Consider the following 15801-nt stretch of genomic DNA (forward strand, 5'->3'; position numbering starts at 1 on the left):
CCCGGTCCGTCTGGGGTGGGAGAGGCGGTGGCGTGTCACGGTGGGGGGCTTGGTTCGGGGGGTGGGTCCTGTGTTGCTCCACTGGACCAACTTAGGTCGGTTTATGTGCCGAATCGGGTGTCGGACACGCCGTGGGGCGGAGCTTGGCCATGCGTTCGACAGGTCCGCCGGGGCGGTGTCGGGCACGCCGTAAACTGGGGGGATCGGCCGGCCCTCTGGCCTCCGGCCCTCTCACTACGGGATCCGGCCCCCTGGCCCTCTGACTACGGGAAGTCGCAACGTGTCGCTCACGATCGGAATCGTCGGTCTGCCGAATGTCGGCAAGTCGACCCTGTTCAACGCCCTGACCAAGAACGACGTGCTGGCGGCCAACTACCCGTTCGCCACGATCGAGCCCAACGTGGGTGTGGTCGGCGTCCCCGACGCGCGCCTGACCAAGCTGGCGGAGATCTTCGGTTCGCAGCGGATCCTCCCGGCGACCGTCGACTTCGTCGACATCGCGGGCATCGTGAAGGGTGCCTCCGAGGGCGAGGGCCTGGGCAACAAGTTCCTCGCGAACATCCGCGAGTCCGACGCGATCTGCCAGGTCATCCGCGCCTTCAAGGACGAGAACGTCGTCCACGTCGACGGCAAGGTCTCGCCCAAGGACGACATCGAGACGATCAACACCGAGCTGATCCTCGCAGACCTCCAGACGATCGAGAAGGTCCTGCCGCGCCTGCAGAAGGAGTCGCGGATCAAGAAGGACGTCGCTCCGAAGGTCGCGGCGGTCGAGGCGGCGAAGGAGATCCTGGAGAGGGGCGACACGCTCTTCTCGCAGGGCATCGTCCAGGACTCCGGCAACGAGGAGCTCCTGCACGACCTGCACCTGCTGACGACGAAGCCCTTCCTCTACGTCTTCAACGTCGACGAGGACGAACTGGTCGACGAGGACTTCAAGGCCGAACAGCGTGCCCTGGTCGCCCCCGCCGAGGCGATCTTCCTCAACGCCAAGCTGGAGGCGGACCTCGCCGAGCTGGACGAGGAGGACGCGATGGAGCTCCTGGAGTCGGTCGGCGCCGAGGAGCCCGGCCTCACGACCCTCGCGCGCGTGGGCTTCAAGACCCTCGGCCTCCAGACCTACCTCACGGCCGGCCCCAAGGAATCCCGCGCCTGGACCATCAAGAGGGGCGCCACCGCCCCCGAGGCCGCCGGAGTCATCCACACCGACTTCCAGAAGGGCTTCATCAAGGCGGAGGTCATCTCCTTCGCCGACCTGGTGGAGACCGGATCGGTCGCCGAGGCCCGCGCGAAGGGCAAGGCCCGCATGGAGGGCAAGGAGTACGTCATGCAGGACGGCGACGTCGTGGAGTTCCGGTTCAATGTGTAGTGGGTGACTGGCACCACTTCGCTGATCTGGCAAACATGCAGGTCAATAGGGGGCTGGTCCTTCGGGGTCAGGCCCCTGGATTTCTACCGTGCTGGATAGGTGCTGGATTTTCTGACCTCTCGTCACCTGTCATCACCCCTGCTCATCCCTACCGTGCTGGGTTCGTGCTGGGAGGAATGAGAGCGCCCGTGCTGGAGCGTGCGCTGTCCAGAACGTGGCGGTGGGAAGTGCACGGGCGAACGACCTCCCCACGCCTTCTTCGAGACTCCGAGGCCGAAGCGGATCTGCATCCGTCCGACATCCTCAATCTCCTGGCAGAGGAGGGACGTCGGGTAAGCGGGAGCATAGTTCCGGATGAAGACATCGGCTCGTTCGACCAAGCGGTCCATGGTCTCCTTCGAGGCCGGATGCTTCTGAGTCACCGGTTTCGGGCCGCCCGACCTTGATCACTTTTGCGCCGTTCGTCGCCGACGGCTTCGATGCGGTGCAGCGCGTGCAGGGTCTCCGACTCGTGGGCGGCGGTATGCAGCGTCGGGTTGTAGACGGCGGCGGTCAGTGCCGAGTCGATGCCGACGGCGAAGGTTGCGGAAGATCTTCTTGGCGGCCACTGGCCGTTGACGGGCGCTCGGCCATCGCTCACACCTCCAGCACCAACCGCTCTCCTTCCGGTGCACGCGAGACGCAGGGCAGCATGGCGCCGGCCGCACGTTCGGTGGCCGAGAGCCGGCGGTCACGGTGATCGACTTGGCCCTGGGCCACCCGTATCCGGCAGGTGCCGCAGAACCCCTGGCGGCAGGAGAACGGCAGGTCCGGCAGGGCCTCGTGGAGAACATCCAGGGCGGAGCGGTCGTATGGCACGGGCAGAACCCGTCCGGTGTCGCCCAGTTGAAGTTCGAAGGGACGGCCGTCCGTGATCGGGGCCGGGGCGAAACGCTCGAAGTGCAGGGCTGACGCGCGGCTACCACCGAACGCGCGCCGAACGCCGTCGATCATGGGCGCGGGCCCGCAGCAGTACACCGCACCCGCCGCCGGGCTCAAGCTCAAGAGATCGGCTGCTTCGGGCACGCCGGACTCGTCGTCAGGGCGGATGGAGACCCGGCCAGGGGCTGCGGCCGCGAGTTCGGCCAGCTCTGCCGCGAAGGGCATCGAGCCGCGGCTGCGGCCGCCGTGCACGAGCCTCCAGTCCAGCCCGCGTCGGGCGGCTTCCCGGGCCATCGGCAGGATCGGGGTGATTCCGATGCCGCCCGCGATGAGCAGGACGGATGCTTCGGCGGCGAAGGGGAAGGCGTTCCGGGGCCCGGTGACGGCGACCCGCATACCGTCTGCGAGGGCGTCGTGTACCTCGGCCGAACCGCCTTTGCCGTTGGCGATGCGGCGCACCGCGATGCGGTACCGGTACCGGTCGCCAGGGTCGCCGCACAGCGAGTACTGCCGCTTGCGGCCGGAGGGCAGGTGCAGTTCGATGTGGGCGCCGGGCTGCCAGGGCGGGAGTATCGACCCCTCGGGTGCTGCCAGCCGCAGGGAGACGACATCCTCGGCCTCCTGGTGCTTGGTGGCGACCACCAGTTCCCGGATCACGGGCATCTCGGTGGTAGGCGGGCGCCTGGGAGGAGTGCTGCGCCGCGCGAGGCGTGTGACCGCGTTGTCGCTGAAAGCCGCCAACTTCCGCATGAAGGAGTCGCTGCGCGGCCTGCCGTACAGGTCCGGCGGCCGAGTGACGGGTGTGCTGGTGTCCATGGGATGCCTTGCTGCTTGCTGGGTCATTGGGCGGCCGCTCGGGCAGCGGGAGACGCTGCCAGGTAGGCGACGGCCTGCTGGGTCGAGCCTTCCTGGGTCGGGTGGTAGCCGGGGCGGAAGTAGCGCAGCACCGAGCGGGCGAACGAGACCGGCGGGGGCAACAGGTCTTTGCGGGCCGCGGTCAGGTAGTCGCGGAGGCGGACCTTGACCCGGTCGTCGAGTTCGGGGTCGGCGCTCATCAGGAAGCGGACTCCGCGGATCCACAGCCGGGTCAGCACCGGCGCGGTGACGAGCATGCCGACGACTCGGCGGCGGTAACGGGGATCGAGGTGCACCAGCAGGTCGAACGCGACCGAACGGTGTTCGACCTCCTCCGCGCCGTGCCAGCGGAACAGGTCGAGCATCGCGGGGTCCGCGCCGACCCGGTCCAGGTGTCCGTTGTCGAGAATCCAGTGCCCCATGTACGCGGTGAAGTGCTCGAAGGCCGCTATGAGGGCGAGCCGTTGGAGGAGGTGCGCGTGTGCGGCGGCCGGCGTCAGATCCGGCCGGTCTCCGAGCACCCTTCGGAAGATCCATTCGGACTGCAGGGTGTACGGAGCCGGGTCCAGCCCCTTGGCGAGCAGGTGCTCCAGGACCTCCTGGTGCGCCTCGGCGTGCATCGCTTCTTGGCCGATGAAGCCGCGTACGTCCTCGCGCAGCCGGTCATCGGTGATCAGTGGCAGTGCCTGCTCGAAGGTGCGCACGAACCAGCGTTCGAGTTCGGGGAGCATGAGGTGGAGTACATCGAAGGTGTGGGTCGCGAAGGGCTCACCCGGCAGCCAGTGCAGCGGGGTGGTGCCCCAGTCGAAGGTGACGTCCCGGGGTTGCAGCACCAGGTCGTGGTGGTCGATGGGCTCGGACGGACGCTCCCGGTGGGCATGTGCGGCTCGGAACATGACAGGTTCCTCCATCAGCGATGGGTGTGTGCGAAGGGGCGGTCAGGCAGTCGTCCAGTACTGCTGGTCTGTCAGATCGGGTGCGCGGTGTGGTCCGTATTGCGGTGGGAGCCCTCTTCGACGCGGTGGGCGAATTCCGCGATCCGGGACGCGACCTCCTCGGGGTGGCTGAGCTGTACCCAGTGCCCGGCGTCGATCGGGCGCCGTTGTATCCGGCGCGTCCAGTGCTCCACTCCGTACGACAGCACCGGGGTGACGCAGAAGTCGCGGGTGGGAATGATGAGTTGAACCGGGACGGTGGTTGGGCGGTCGCGGGGACGCAGCAGGCGGGGCACCATGTTGGCGCGGTACAGCGCGGTGCCGGACATGGCGTCGCGGGCCAGCGTCGGCGCGGGGTAGGGGGTGTGCCCGGGCACGCCTTGGGAGCCGGTGAGGAAGGCGCGCCAGCGGTGTCCCAGTGCTCTCCAGGTCAGGGCGGGCAGGAGCGGAAGATGGAAGTAGGCGATGTACCAGGACCGTGCGGCCTGCCGCAGCATCTTCGGCAGATCCGGATGCCGCGGCCGGAGGCGGGCACGGATCAGGTGGCCGACGTGGTCCAGGCAGGGTCCGGAGATGGAGGTGAACGAGGCGATCCGCCCGGCCAGGCGGGTGCCGGTGACCGACTCCCAGGAGTGGATCGATCCCCAGTCGTGCCCGACCAGGTGCACCGGGCGGTCGGGGCTCACGGCGTCGAGAACCGCCTCCAGGTCGGCTTCCAGGCGGGACATCCGGTAGGCGCGCAGACCCCTGGGCCGGTGGGAGGCACCGGCTCCCCGCACGTCGAAGGCGGTGACGTGGAAGCGGTCGGCCAGGCGCTCGGCGACCGGGCGCCACACGGCGCTGGTGTCCGGATAGCCATGGACCAGCACCACCGCAGGAGCCGTGGACACTCCCCACTGGTAGGCGGCCAACTCCCCGCCGTCCGCAGCGATCCGGAGGGCGGCCGGGCCGGTCATCGGCCACCACCGGCAGGGGACAGTTCGCCGTAGTTCAGCCCGCCGTGGAAGAAGCTGGGCAGCACCGGCCAGTGCCGCTTGAAGGGGGCCAACTCCGAGGAGGGCAGTATCTGCAGCCAGCGCGGATCGCGCCGGCTGGGGTCGGCGAGGGTCTTCTCCTTGACCATGGAGTCGTACTGGTCGAGAGAGTCCTCCAGGGTGTTGGCGTTGGGCACCACCTCATGGCCGTAGAACGCTGCGTGGCGGCGCACCCCGGGGATGCGGGAGAGGTCGGGCTGCCAGTTGTCGGCCGAGATGCCGTTCTCGGAGGAGACCCACACGCCGTCGGGGGTGTTCAGCACCAGGGAGTGGTTGCCGTCCGTATGGCCGGGGGTCCACAGCAGGCTGACGCCGACACCGAGTTCGACATCGCCGTCGAAGGCGGTGACGCGCTCGTCCGGTACCCCGTCCATGCCTCCGTCGACGTACCAGGCCCACTGCATCGGATGCACCGATTCGAAGGTGCCCAGCTCCCTGCGGTGCACCAACAGCCGGGCGCGCGGGAACAGGGCTTCGCGGGGCGCCCGTTCGCCCGGAATCGTGCTGGTACTTCCCATGATCATGCGCACGTCCTGGACGTGCAGGTGGTCGAAGCTGACGAAGTCCACGTCCTCGGGTCGCAGACCGCAGGAGGGCAGGACGGTGTTCGGGTCCTGGTAGAAGCGGGCGAAGACGTGGTCGGTGAGAAAGTCCCCCGCCAGCCGCTTGAGCTGGGCGTAGAACGGCGCTTGAGCCGTTCCGGCGGCGACGGTCGGCTCCCACACCAGTGTTTTCGGCTCACCGTCGAAACCCTCGAACTGCACGACGAGCATCCGGTTGACGATGCTCACGAACGGGTTGACGGAGAGCGCGGCGCCGTGGAAGCCGAACCGGGTCGGGTACGGGGCGGCGGCGATGTCGAAACTGCGGACGGCGTGGATGCGGCCCTGCTGGATGAACCGCTCACGGTAGGAGGCCGCGGCGCTGCGCACGGCGCGCAGCCGGTCACCGCGGGGCCATACGTCGTGGACACCTTCGAATTCGGGGATGGGACGCGGAGCGGCGGCGTCCTGGGCCTTCTTCGCGCTGGGCGCCGGCTTGGGCGTGGTGGTCACGGGCTCATCCTTCGGGCAGGCGGGCGGTGCGAGTGCGCTGCTCGTAGGCCGCGCGGACCGACCGGTCGGACAGGGCGGCGAGCTGGTCGGGGACAAGGAGGTGATGCAGGGCGTCGCGGGCACGGCCCGGCAGCACTGCGGCCAACCGGGTCAGGGCGGCCACCTGGCGGGGAATGAAGACCTCGAACCGCGGGCGCAGCACGACATCGAGCACCGCGTCGGCCACCTGATCCGTCGTCAGGCGTCGGGTGGGGCCGGTCGCGGTGCCCACGGCCAGATCGGTGTCCACGACGCCGGGCATCACCAGGGACACGTGCACGCCGGTGCCGCGCAGTTCGGCGCGGACGGCTGTGCTGTAGCCGTGGACGGCGTGCTTCGTCGCCGCGTAGGTCGCCTCGCCGGCCGGGGCGACCTTGCTGGCGGCGGAGGCGATGTTGACCACGTGGCCGCGACCGCGTTTCCGCATCCGCGGGATCACGAGTTTCATCCCCCGCAGTACGCCGTGGACGTTGACGTCGAACTGGCGCAGGGCGGCGTCCTCCGGTTCCTCCTCGAAGGGGCCCACCCACATGATTCCGGCGTTGTTGATCAGTACGTCGATCGGCCCCAGCCGGGTCTCGACGGTGCGCAGGAAGTCCTCGAAGGAATGTGTGTCGGTGACGTCGAGAGACAGCCCGAGCAGTCGGCCACCGGAACGTGCGCCGATGGCGCCGGCCGTCTCCATGGCGAGCTCCGCGTCGAGATCACCGATCGCCACGGCGGCTCCGGCCGCGGCGAGCCGGGCTGCGACGGCACGCCCGATTCCGCGGCCCGCCCCGGTGACCGCGATCACTCGGCCGGTCAGCGGTTGCGTGCGGGGGAGCCTGTCGCGGTCTCTTCGGCTGAACGTGTACGGGTCTTTGGGCGGTGCTGCCACGGTCGAGCCCTTCCTTCCCTGCCCTGAACATGAGCGGAACGCTGAGCGGCAAGCGGCCCTCGCGCTTCTGACACGATGACGTGTCAGATGAACTGACAAGCTAGAGTGTCAGTTCGGAGCACACCGGTGTCAACACCTCTGCGAAGGGGAAAAATGACCGGCGCACAGACCGCAGGGCGGCGCTACGGCGGACGTGATGCGACGCAACGACAGCAGGAGCGCCGTACCCGCCTCATCCAGTCGGGCCTCGACCTGTTCGGCACGGCCGGATACGCCTCGGTCTCCGTCAAGCAGGTGTGCTCGCATGCCGGACTGACCGAGCGCTACTTCTACGAGTCGTTCCGCGACCGCGAAGACCTTCTCGCCGGGGTCTACAACGAGCTGATCACTACGATCAGTGCCGAAACCGCTCAGGCCGCAGCCGCCGCCGCACCCGATGTCGACGCCCAACTGCGCGCCGGCCTCGAGGTGTTCATCCGCACACTGGCCGGCGACGCCCGCAAGGCCCGCCTGGTGCTCATCGAGGTCGTAGGCGCCAGCCCCCGCCTCGAAGTACGGCGCCGTGAGGTCCTGCACGAATTCGCCGCCATGGTCGGCGCCGTCGTCGGACCGCTCCCTGGCCCGGAAACCTCCTCCAACCGGCTCACCATGACCGCGATGAGCCTGGTCGGCGGAGTCAACGAACTCCTCGTGGACTGGACACTCGGCCACCAGAACGCCACCGTCGAAGAACTGATCGACCTGTGCCACACCCTGTACATCGCGGCCTACCGAGCCATCAGCGATCAGCCCTGATCACACAGGCCCGGATCCCCTCAGGAGCCTTGCGTACCGGACGGCAGCCCACGGCCCCCGTTCAACGGCCCGGCGCACTCGGCGGCCCTGTTCCGATCGGGCAGGCCGACGAGAAGCATTGCGCAATGAACGCAAGGTGCGGCGCACCTGCTGAATGTCGACTGCCGGACGGGTTGCATATCGATCATCCATCCGGAAGCGACGCCAGGCGATCGGGCTGAGCGGCCGCGAACCATGACGGGCCCGTCGTGTCGGGGGAGCTGCTGAACGGCGGGGGATCACCCGCCGCCTGCGCCACCCCCCGCTGGCGCACCTGCCCCGGGGTCCGGCCCGCGCGGGACCGGCCCTGCCGCGCTATCGCCGGGTGCCGACAAATGCCGAGGCTCGCGCCATGGGCAGCCCAATGGCGATCGGTTACACGCGGCCGATCTCGGCGCACCCCGAACGCCTCAGATGCAGATACGCCGTCGCGGCAGCCACCAGGCGGTAGAAGCCCTCAGCGGCGTCCGGTGAGACGGGCAGGAGCCCGATGTCGGCGACGACGATCATTGGCGGGGCGCAGGTACTCGATTCTGCCGAATGCGTCCACCGCGCGAATACGGACAGTGACTGGGGTCGAGAGACACCGGCACTTAGCGGGAGGCCCGCTCGTGCCCGTCATCCTTTGCCCATGCTCTCGAACGCCAGGCGGGCCTCTTCCGTGCTCCGTGCCAAGGCGGCGGCGACGATCGCCTTCTCGCCCGGGAGGAGTCGGAAGAGGTACGCCTGCGTGACACCGACCCGCTTCCCAGTCGCCTCGGCAGAGGTGCCGTAGTAGCCCTTGAGCGCGAACTCGCGATCGCAGTGCGCGGATGGCGCTCTCACGTCTCTCCTGCCTGCTCATCCGGCGCGTGTCGCCATGCCGGCGGGCACCGGTCAGCTCAACCCGAAGCCGGCCGGTGACGCGGCGCGGGATCAGTTCTGTGCTTGAGCTTGCACATTGGAAACCGATCGGTTTACAGTGACGGGCAAGAGGAAACCGATCGGTTTCCAGGCGAGTTCGGGAGTGCACGATGACGGCAAATCGGCCAGTGGCCCTCGTGACGGGTGCCTCCTCCGGCATCGGCAAGGAAACCGCGCTTGCGCTGGTCGCGGCGGGGTTCGAGGTGGCCGGCACAGGCCGCGACACCTCACGCGTCACCCCGCTCCAGGGTGTGACGTTCCTCGACCTCGACGTGGTCAGTGACAAGTCGGTCACCACCGTGGTCCAGCAGGTGATCGACCGGTTCGGACGGATCGACGTCCTGGTCAACAACGCCGGCATCGGCTCGATCGGCGCGGCCGAGGAGACCTCCCTCGCGCAGGCCCAGAGCGTCTTCGACATCAACGTCTTCGGGGTCATGCGCATGGTGAAGGAGGTCCTGCCGCACATGCGCGCCCAGGGGCGCGGGCGCATCATCAACCTCTCCTCAGTGCAGGGCTTCATCCCCGCCCCCTACATGGCCGTCTACGGTGCGTCCAAGCACGCGATCGAGGGCTACTCCCAGTCCCTGGACCACGAGGTCCGAAAGTACGGCGTCCGCTCGCTGCTCGTCGAACCCGCCTACACCAACACCGGCTTCGAGGCCAACAGCGCCAAGCCCGACACCCCCCTGCAGACCTACGCCGACCAGCGGCACATCTTCGACCGCCTGATGACGGAAGCGATCAAGGACGGCGACGACCCCACCGTCGTCGCCAAGGCGATCGTCACGGCCGCCACCGACACCAAGCCGAAACTGCGCTACGCCGCCGGCCCCATGGCCGGACGCGCACGCATGCTCCGCTTCGTTCCCGCCTGGGTCCTGGACAAGCAGATCCGCACGATGAACAAGCTCACCGGCTGACACCCGCCACCCCACGCACCCCATCGCGCCGCCGAAACCGGGAGAGACCCATGTCCGAGACCCTGCACCCCGCCGCCGCTACCGTCGCGAGATGGCGCTCCGCCGAGGAAAACGGTGACGTCGACGCCGCGGTCGCCTGCCTGAGCCGGGACGTCGTGCTCAACTCGCCGCTCACCGAGCAGTTCCGCTTCGAGGGATCTGACCAGCTGCGTGACTTCCTGACCTCGGCGTTCACGGCGGTCAAGGACGTCCGTTACCACACCCAGACCGGCGAGGGCGACACCTACGCGCTGGTCTACCGGGCGCGGGTGGGGTCCCAGTGGTTCGAGGAGGTGCAGTTGCTGCGGCTCGACGACGAGGCACGGATCAAGGAGATCACGCTCTTCGGGCGTCCGATGCCGGCCCTCACCGCCCTGATGACGACTCTGGGGCCGGAGCTCGCCCGCCAACAGGGCCGCCGGGGCCTCGCGGCACTCATGCGCGCCAGCACCATACCCATCCACGCGATGGTCACCTTCGGGGACCGCAGCATGGTCGCGAAGACCCAGCCGGCAGCCCGGTAGACCTGAGAGCACCAGGTCCACTGGCCGTTTGCCTCGTTCCCCTTCCAGGAGTTGGCGGCAGCCGCGGGCGATGTCCCCGGCGGACAGCTTCAGGTCGCAGGAACGCACGAGGTACCTGCAGTCCAGGTGGGCTCCGGCTCGCCCTGACCACACGGGCGAAGCCGACTCCCGAGAGCGGCTGCTGGAGGCACCGTCCTCCACCGGCCACGGCAAAGTCCGGCCAATCCCCCCAGGCGCCGAGGTGATGCGGCAACTCGCCGCGTTTCCGGCAACTTGATCCAGCAGGAGACGCTCCCATGAAGCGACGTACGTTCCTTACGGCGACCACCGCGTCGCTGGCCGCCACCCCACTCGCCGTCCCCGCCTACGCCTCCGCCTCCCCCTCCGGTTCAACAGCCGGTCACTACGAGGTCGTTGCCCGCTTCTGGGGCGCGATGCCGACGGGTGTCACCGTCTCGCGCCGCGGCCGGGTGTTCGTCAACTTTCCCAGTCGCCGAACTGCGCGGCGGGAAGCCGGTGGCCTACCCCGACGCCGAGGTGAACCTTCAGGACGCCTCCGACCTGGCCGGGCACTTCCAGTCGGTGCAGAGCGTCGTCGTCGACCCGGCCGACCGGCTGTGGATCCTCGACACCGGAAGCCCGGGGTTCGCCGGGTCCTCCTACGGCGGTCCCAAGCTCGTGGCGGTCGACCTGCGCACCGACCGGATCGTACGGAAGATCCTCTTCCCGCCCGAGGTGGTGCCGGCGAACAGCTACCCCAACGACGTGCGCTTCGACCTTCGGCGCGGCGCCGAGGGCATGGCCTTCATCACCGACTCGGGCGGCTCCAACGGCATCATCGTGGTCGACCTCGCCACGGGCCGCTCCTGGCGGCGACTGACCGGGCATCCCTCGGCGCTCCCGGACGCGCAGTTCCTTCCGGTCATCGAGGGCGAGCCCTTCATGGTCCGCCCCGCGGGCGGCGAGCCCACGTACTACGAGACCGGCTCCGACGGCATCGCCCTCAGCGCCGACGGCACGCGCCTCTACTACTGCCCGCTGTCCAGCCGCCGCCTGCACAGCGTGTCCACCGACGCCCTCGCCGACCCGGACGCCACGGACGCCGAGGTGGCGGCGACGGTTGAGGACCTGGGGTTCAAGCCGATGGCCGACGGCCTGGAGAGCGACGACAAGGGGCGGCTCTACGGCGGCGACCTGGAACACAACGCGATCTGGCGCAGGAGCCCGAACGGCACCTACCGCACCCTCGCCCAGGGGCGCGATCTGCTCTGGGTCGACACCCTGTCCGTCGCCTCGGACCGGCACCTGTACGCCATCGCCAACCAGCTCAACCGGCTGTCGCCCTTCCACGAGGGCAAGGATCTGCGCCGCAAGCCCTATCTCCTGGTCCGCCTGCCGATCGACGCCGGGCCGGTCAGGCTCATGTGAACGACCGTCAGCAGATCGACGTCCGCCGCCTGTCCCACCCCTTGGCGACGACATCCGGTCCGGGTTCGGTCGCCGCTTTGCGCACACGGGCAGGCTCCTCGGCTTGAAATGTGGAAACCGATCGGTTTACGATGGCAGTGAAACCGACCGGTTTCATTGGCGCGGAGTCCGGGCGGGGCGCTGAATCCGTACCTCCGGTCCCGGCCGCGGCGGTGTGTGCCGAGATCGAACGTTCCGAGGGTCGCCGCTCCGCAGCGAAGCTGTCCGGCCGTCTCCGGATGCGAGTGTGTTGACCGAGACCGGAGTAATGAGCCATGAGTGGGATTCCCCCCTTCCGCGTACTGCGCGCCAAACCCCTGTGGATCGCCAACGGCGTCATCACAGGCGTCCTCGCGCTGCTGTTCACCGTGTTCTACGTCGGCGCCAACATCGATCCCGTGGACCACATGAAGAATCTGCCCGTCGGTCTGGTCAACGCCGACAAGGGCGCTGCTGTCGGTGGCAAGCAGGTGAACCTGGGGGCACAGATCTCCGAGTCGATCACGAAGTCCACCGTGAGCGGAGACAAGATCGACTGGAAGGTGATGGACGAGAAGGAGATGAAGGAGGAACTCGGCAAGGGCAAGCTGTTCGGCGCGCTCGTCGTTCCCGCCGACTTCACCTCCGCCACCACCGCACTCACCGGCACCGCGACCGCCGGGGCCCCGACCCGTCCGACGCTGACGGTGCTGACCGACCAGTCCGCCGGCAGCGTGGGATCCAGCCTGGCCCGTACGGCAACAACGCAGGCGGCCGAGAACGCCTCGCTCCAGGTGGGCAAGGAGCTCACGTCCCAGGGCAGGACCGGGCAGGCGAAGCTGCCCGCCGCGGCACGCCTCCTCCTGGCCGATCCGGCCGCCATCACGGTCAAGGACGGCCATCCCCTCGACTCACACAGCGGCCTGGGCCTGACGGCGTTCTACTACGCGCTGGTCCTGGTGGTCTGCGGCATGCTCTCCGCCAACGTCATCAGCGGCCAGGTGGACCACGCCCTCGGCTACACCCACAACGACATGGGCCCGCTGCGCCTGCACCGCCCGCTGATCCGGACCACCCGAGCGCAGACCCTCGCCATCAGCAGCACCCTCATGGCCGGCCTGTCCCTGCTGATGGGCACGCTGGTCATGGCGGGCGCGGTCGGCCTCATGGGCATGGACGCCTCCCACCTGCCCCTGCTGTGGCTGTACTCGGTGTGCGCCATCGCGGTCTCCGGGATCGGTGCGCTCACCCTGCTCGCCGTGTTCGGTACGCCCGGCATGCTGGTGGTCACGCTGGTCTTCATCGGGATGGCGGTGCCGACGGCGGGCGCCACCACGCCGATTCAGGCACTGCCCGGCTTCTACCGCTTCCTGGCGGAGTTCGAGCCGCTGCGGCAGATCACCGGCGGCATCCGCTCGATCCTCTACTACGACGCCCAGGCCGACGCCGGCCTGACCCGGGGCTGGATCATGATGGCCGTCGGCCTCGCGGCAGCCGTCCTCTTCGGCTTCGGCATGACCAGCTGGTACGACCACAAGGGGCTGCACCGCATCCCCGCCGAGACGGAGCCCGAGAAGACCGCCGCCCCGGCGTAGCGGAAGGCGGCTCACCCAAGAGAGGCGCGTGCACCAGCAGGGCTCGGCGGCGGTCTCTCCCCCAAGGCTGTCGCCGAGCCTCCGAGGGGCCTTCAGACGTCCGCCTGGCGGCGGGCGTCTCCCCGGCACCGCATGGAAACCGATCGGTTTCTATTTCGTCCGATTCGAGTTAACCTCGCGGTATGACTACCGAAGTGAAGCAAAGCCCCCGGGAGCGGCTGCTGGAGGCAGCAGCCACGCTCACCTACCGCGACGGCGTCGGTATCGGCGTCGAGGCGCTGTGCAAGGCGGCGGGGGTGTCGAAGCGCTCCATGTACCAGCTGTTCGAGAGCAAGGATGAACTGCTGGCGGCGAGCCTGAAGGAGCGTGCCGCTGCCTTCGTGGCGAGCCTCCTGCCCCCGGCGGATGATGGCCGTTCCCCCCGCGAGCGGATCCTGTACGTCTTCGAGCGGGTGGAGTCGCAGGCGGGTGCGCCCGACTTCCAAGGCTGTCGGTACCTGGCTGTGCAGATCGAGCTCAAGGATCAGGCCCACCCCGCGAGCCGGGTGGCCCACCAGATCAAAGCGAACCTGACGGCCTTTTTCCGTTCCGAGGCCGAACGGGGTGGGGCGAGTAACCCCGACCTGCTGGCCCGGCAGCTCATCCTGGTCTTCGACGGCGCCAGCGCCCGCGCGGGGATCGGCGCCGACAATCTGACCGGGCTCGTCGCGCCCACTGTGACCACCCTGCTCGATGCGGCAGACATGCACTGATCCACCCCGTCTTCGAGCGGGATCGGCGACCGAAGCGCTCTTTCGGGTTGATGCCCGTCTCCGGCAGCCGGAGCAGCGCCTATGGCCTCACGCCCCTGTTTGCCGGCAATCGGAGGGGAGCCCGATGGCCGTCAGAGTGTTGCCGAGCATGCCGCAAGCAAAGAAACTTGCGCTCTCGTGGACATCGGCACCCAGCGACAGGTGCACGGTTTCCCACAGTCTCATCCAGCCGGCCCGGACGAGCTCGCCCGTCTGGTCATCGTCCTTTGCCTCAGCGGCCGCGACGACGGCGTATCCCTGCATCTGCATCAGGAGCGTTTCGGGGAGTGCCGAGATCAGCTGCGCGTACGCGTCCTCCATGGCGCCCAGGGCCTGCTCGCTGCCCTCCACCCCGTCGGTCGGCCGCTCGAAAGCCAGGCGGGTGTCTTCCATGCTCCGCACCGCAGCGGCGACGAAGATCGCCTTCTTGTCCGGGAGCAGCCCGAAGAGGTACGGCTGGCAGACAGGAGCCCGGCTCATGGCGGTCGGCCGCCACAAACGGCGCTCCGACCCACCTTGGGCGAGACGCCGCAGCCGCCGCGCGGCCCGATCGGCCTCGGCATCCAGACGGCGCCACTCCTCACGTCCCCCCGCTGACCTCCGTCTGACGCCCAGCCAGGCCACGTCGATCACTGTCGGTGGGCTCGCGGCTTCACCGGCCTGCGGCGGGCGAGTGCGGACGTCGCCGATGGACGCGAGGCCGGCCAGCCCCTGAAGCCTGAGCGCCGCCCGACTCCACTTCGACCCGGCGTGCCGTAGTCACCCGGTGCTCAACCCGACTTGCATGACGAAACCGATCGGTTTACGGTGATGAAACTGATCGGTTTTCATCTTCGTGGAGGTAGTCATGACAGCAATCAAGGGCGCCAGCGTCTTCGTCACCGGAGGCAGCCGGGGCATCGGCAAGATGCTGGTCGAGGAGCTCTATGCGCGCGGGGCCGGCAAGGTCTACGCCACGGCCCGTGACCCGCGCACGGTGACACACCCCGATGCCGTTCCGCTGGCGCTCGAGGCCACCGACCCGGCATCCGTGGCAGCCGCCGCCGAGCGGGCCCAGGACGTCACCATCCTGATCAACAACGCCGGGGCCTCCGTCCGCGCTTCGTACCTCAACTCCCCGATGGAGGACGTGCGCCGGGATCTGGAGACGAACTTCTACGGGCCGCTGCTGGTCACCCGGGCCTTCGTGCCGATCATCGAGCGCAACGGCGGGGGCCACATCCTCAACGCCCACTCCGCTCTGTCCTGGCTGGCCGACGGCACCCCCTACGGCGCCTCCAAGGCCGCTTTGTGGTCGCAGACCAACTCCCTGCGCCTGGAGCTGCGGCCGCGCGGCATCGCGGTGACAGGGCTCCACATGGCCTATGTGGACACCGACATGACGTCAGGTGTCGACGCGCCGAAGGCCCACCCCCGCGACATCGCCGTGGCCGCACTCGACGGCATCGAGGCGGGAGCGCACGAGGTGCTGGCCGACGACACCACCCGCTGGGTCAAGTCGCAGCTGTCCGCCGACCTGGAAGCCATGTACGCCCAGCTGACGAAGTAGTAGCACGCACCTACGCATTTACGCACTTGGGCACTTGGGCACTTCAAGGAGATCCGCGTGGCCTTCCGCCGCCTCCTGGTCGGGGCCTCCGGCGACAACCCGCTCGGCAGGG

At 68.7% G+C, this 15801-nt stretch carries 16 protein-coding genes and 1 pseudogene; 8 read left to right on the forward strand and 9 right to left on the reverse strand.

The genetic code is table 11. From position 1 onward, the window contains the following. Positions 1-280: 280 nt before the first annotated feature. The gene (gene ychF, locus OG289_RS32445; RefSeq protein WP_327317597.1) at positions 281-1369 is read left to right on the forward strand and encodes a redox-regulated ATPase YchF; all 1089 of its coding nucleotides are present in this window, start codon (positions 281-283) and stop codon (positions 1367-1369) included. 418 nt (positions 1370-1787) lie between these two features. On the opposite strand, the gene OG289_RS32450 is transcribed toward ychF, so the two are convergent. The 6 genes from OG289_RS32450 to OG289_RS32475 form a co-directional block, all read right to left on the reverse strand. Further along, entirely contained in the window at positions 1788-2009 is a 222-nt protein-coding gene (locus OG289_RS32450; protein ID WP_327317598.1) for a hypothetical protein, read from the reverse strand. Further along, entirely contained in the window at positions 2006-3106 is a 1101-nt protein-coding gene (locus OG289_RS32455) for a PDR/VanB family oxidoreductase (protein WP_327317599.1), read from the reverse strand. The genes OG289_RS32450 and OG289_RS32455 overlap by 4 nt, the downstream gene beginning before the upstream one ends. 23 nt (positions 3107-3129) lie before the next feature. Continuing rightward, positions 3130-4041, reverse strand: coding sequence for a metal-dependent hydrolase (locus tag OG289_RS32460; RefSeq protein WP_327317600.1), 912 nt, complete (start codon positions 4039-4041; stop codon positions 3130-3132). Between the two features lie 71 nt (positions 4042-4112). After that, on the reverse strand, positions 4113-5036 hold the full coding sequence (locus tag OG289_RS32465) for an alpha/beta fold hydrolase (protein WP_327317601.1): 924 nt from the start codon (positions 5034-5036) through the stop codon (positions 4113-4115). Next, entirely contained in the window at positions 5033-6169 is a 1137-nt protein-coding gene (locus OG289_RS32470) for a hypothetical protein (protein ID WP_327317602.1), read from the reverse strand. The genes OG289_RS32465 and OG289_RS32470 overlap by 4 nt, the downstream gene beginning before the upstream one ends. Positions 6170-6173: 4 nt before the next feature. After that, positions 6174-7085, reverse strand: coding sequence for an SDR family oxidoreductase (locus OG289_RS32475; RefSeq protein WP_327317603.1), 912 nt, complete (start codon positions 7083-7085; stop codon positions 6174-6176). 153 nt (positions 7086-7238) lie between these two features. Here OG289_RS32475 and OG289_RS32480 point away from each other — a divergent pair, with 153 nt between their 5' ends. Then, positions 7239-7880 carry a TetR/AcrR family transcriptional regulator gene (locus OG289_RS32480; RefSeq protein WP_327317604.1) on the forward strand — a complete coding sequence of 214 codons (642 nt, stop codon included), beginning with the start codon at positions 7239-7241 and terminating at the stop codon, positions 7878-7880. A 468-nt stretch (positions 7881-8348) separates the two neighbouring features. On the opposite strand, the pseudogene OG289_RS49795 reads toward OG289_RS32480, so the two are convergent. Together OG289_RS49795 and OG289_RS32490 are read right to left on the reverse strand one after the other, a co-directional pair. Then, positions 8349-8429: pseudogene (locus tag OG289_RS49795) on the reverse strand (ATP-binding protein); the annotation flags it as partial. Positions 8430-8537: 108 nt separating this feature from the next. Continuing rightward, entirely contained in the window at positions 8538-8744 is a 207-nt protein-coding gene (locus tag OG289_RS32490) for a hypothetical protein (RefSeq protein WP_442818985.1), read from the reverse strand. 188 nt (positions 8745-8932) lie between these two features. On the opposite strand from OG289_RS32490, the gene OG289_RS32495 reads away from it, so the two are divergent. The 5 genes from OG289_RS32495 to OG289_RS32515 all read left to right on the forward strand — a co-directional run bounded on the left by OG289_RS32495 (position 8933) and on the right by OG289_RS32515 (position 14101). Then, a complete protein-coding gene (locus OG289_RS32495; RefSeq protein ID WP_327317606.1) occupies positions 8933-9745 on the forward strand; it encodes an oxidoreductase in 813 nt (270 codons plus the stop codon). 50 nt (positions 9746-9795) lie between these two features. Then, complete coding sequence (locus OG289_RS32500; RefSeq protein ID WP_327317607.1) at positions 9796-10308, forward strand: nuclear transport factor 2 family protein; 513 nt, start codon at positions 9796-9798, stop codon at positions 10306-10308. 516 nt (positions 10309-10824) lie between these two features. Beyond that, positions 10825-11736, forward strand: a complete 912-nt coding sequence (locus tag OG289_RS32505; RefSeq protein WP_327317608.1) for an L-dopachrome tautomerase-related protein — start codon at positions 10825-10827, stop codon at positions 11734-11736. Positions 11737-12050: 314 nt separating this feature from the next. After that, positions 12051-13349, forward strand: coding sequence for a DUF3533 domain-containing protein (locus OG289_RS32510; protein ID WP_327317609.1), 1299 nt, complete (start codon positions 12051-12053; stop codon positions 13347-13349). 182 nt (positions 13350-13531) lie between these two features. Next, positions 13532-14101 carry a TetR/AcrR family transcriptional regulator gene (locus OG289_RS32515; RefSeq protein ID WP_327317610.1) on the forward strand — a complete coding sequence of 190 codons (570 nt, stop codon included), beginning with the start codon at positions 13532-13534 and terminating at the stop codon, positions 14099-14101. An 87-nt stretch (positions 14102-14188) separates the two neighbouring features. Here OG289_RS32515 and OG289_RS32520 read toward each other — a convergent pair whose 3' ends face one another. Beyond that, the gene (locus OG289_RS32520; RefSeq protein ID WP_327317611.1) at positions 14189-14773 is read right to left on the reverse strand and encodes a TetR family transcriptional regulator; all 585 of its coding nucleotides are present in this window, start codon (positions 14771-14773) and stop codon (positions 14189-14191) included. 214 nt (positions 14774-14987) lie between these two features. Between OG289_RS32520 and OG289_RS32525 the strand changes: the two genes are divergently transcribed. Further along, complete coding sequence (locus OG289_RS32525) at positions 14988-15689, forward strand: SDR family oxidoreductase (RefSeq protein WP_327317612.1); 702 nt, start codon at positions 14988-14990, stop codon at positions 15687-15689. Positions 15690-15801 lie beyond the last annotated feature (112 nt).

The sequence above is a fragment of the Streptomyces sp. NBC_01235 genome, from assembly GCF_035989285.1.
Taxonomy (GTDB): Bacteria; Actinomycetota; Actinomycetes; order Streptomycetales; family Streptomycetaceae; genus Streptomyces.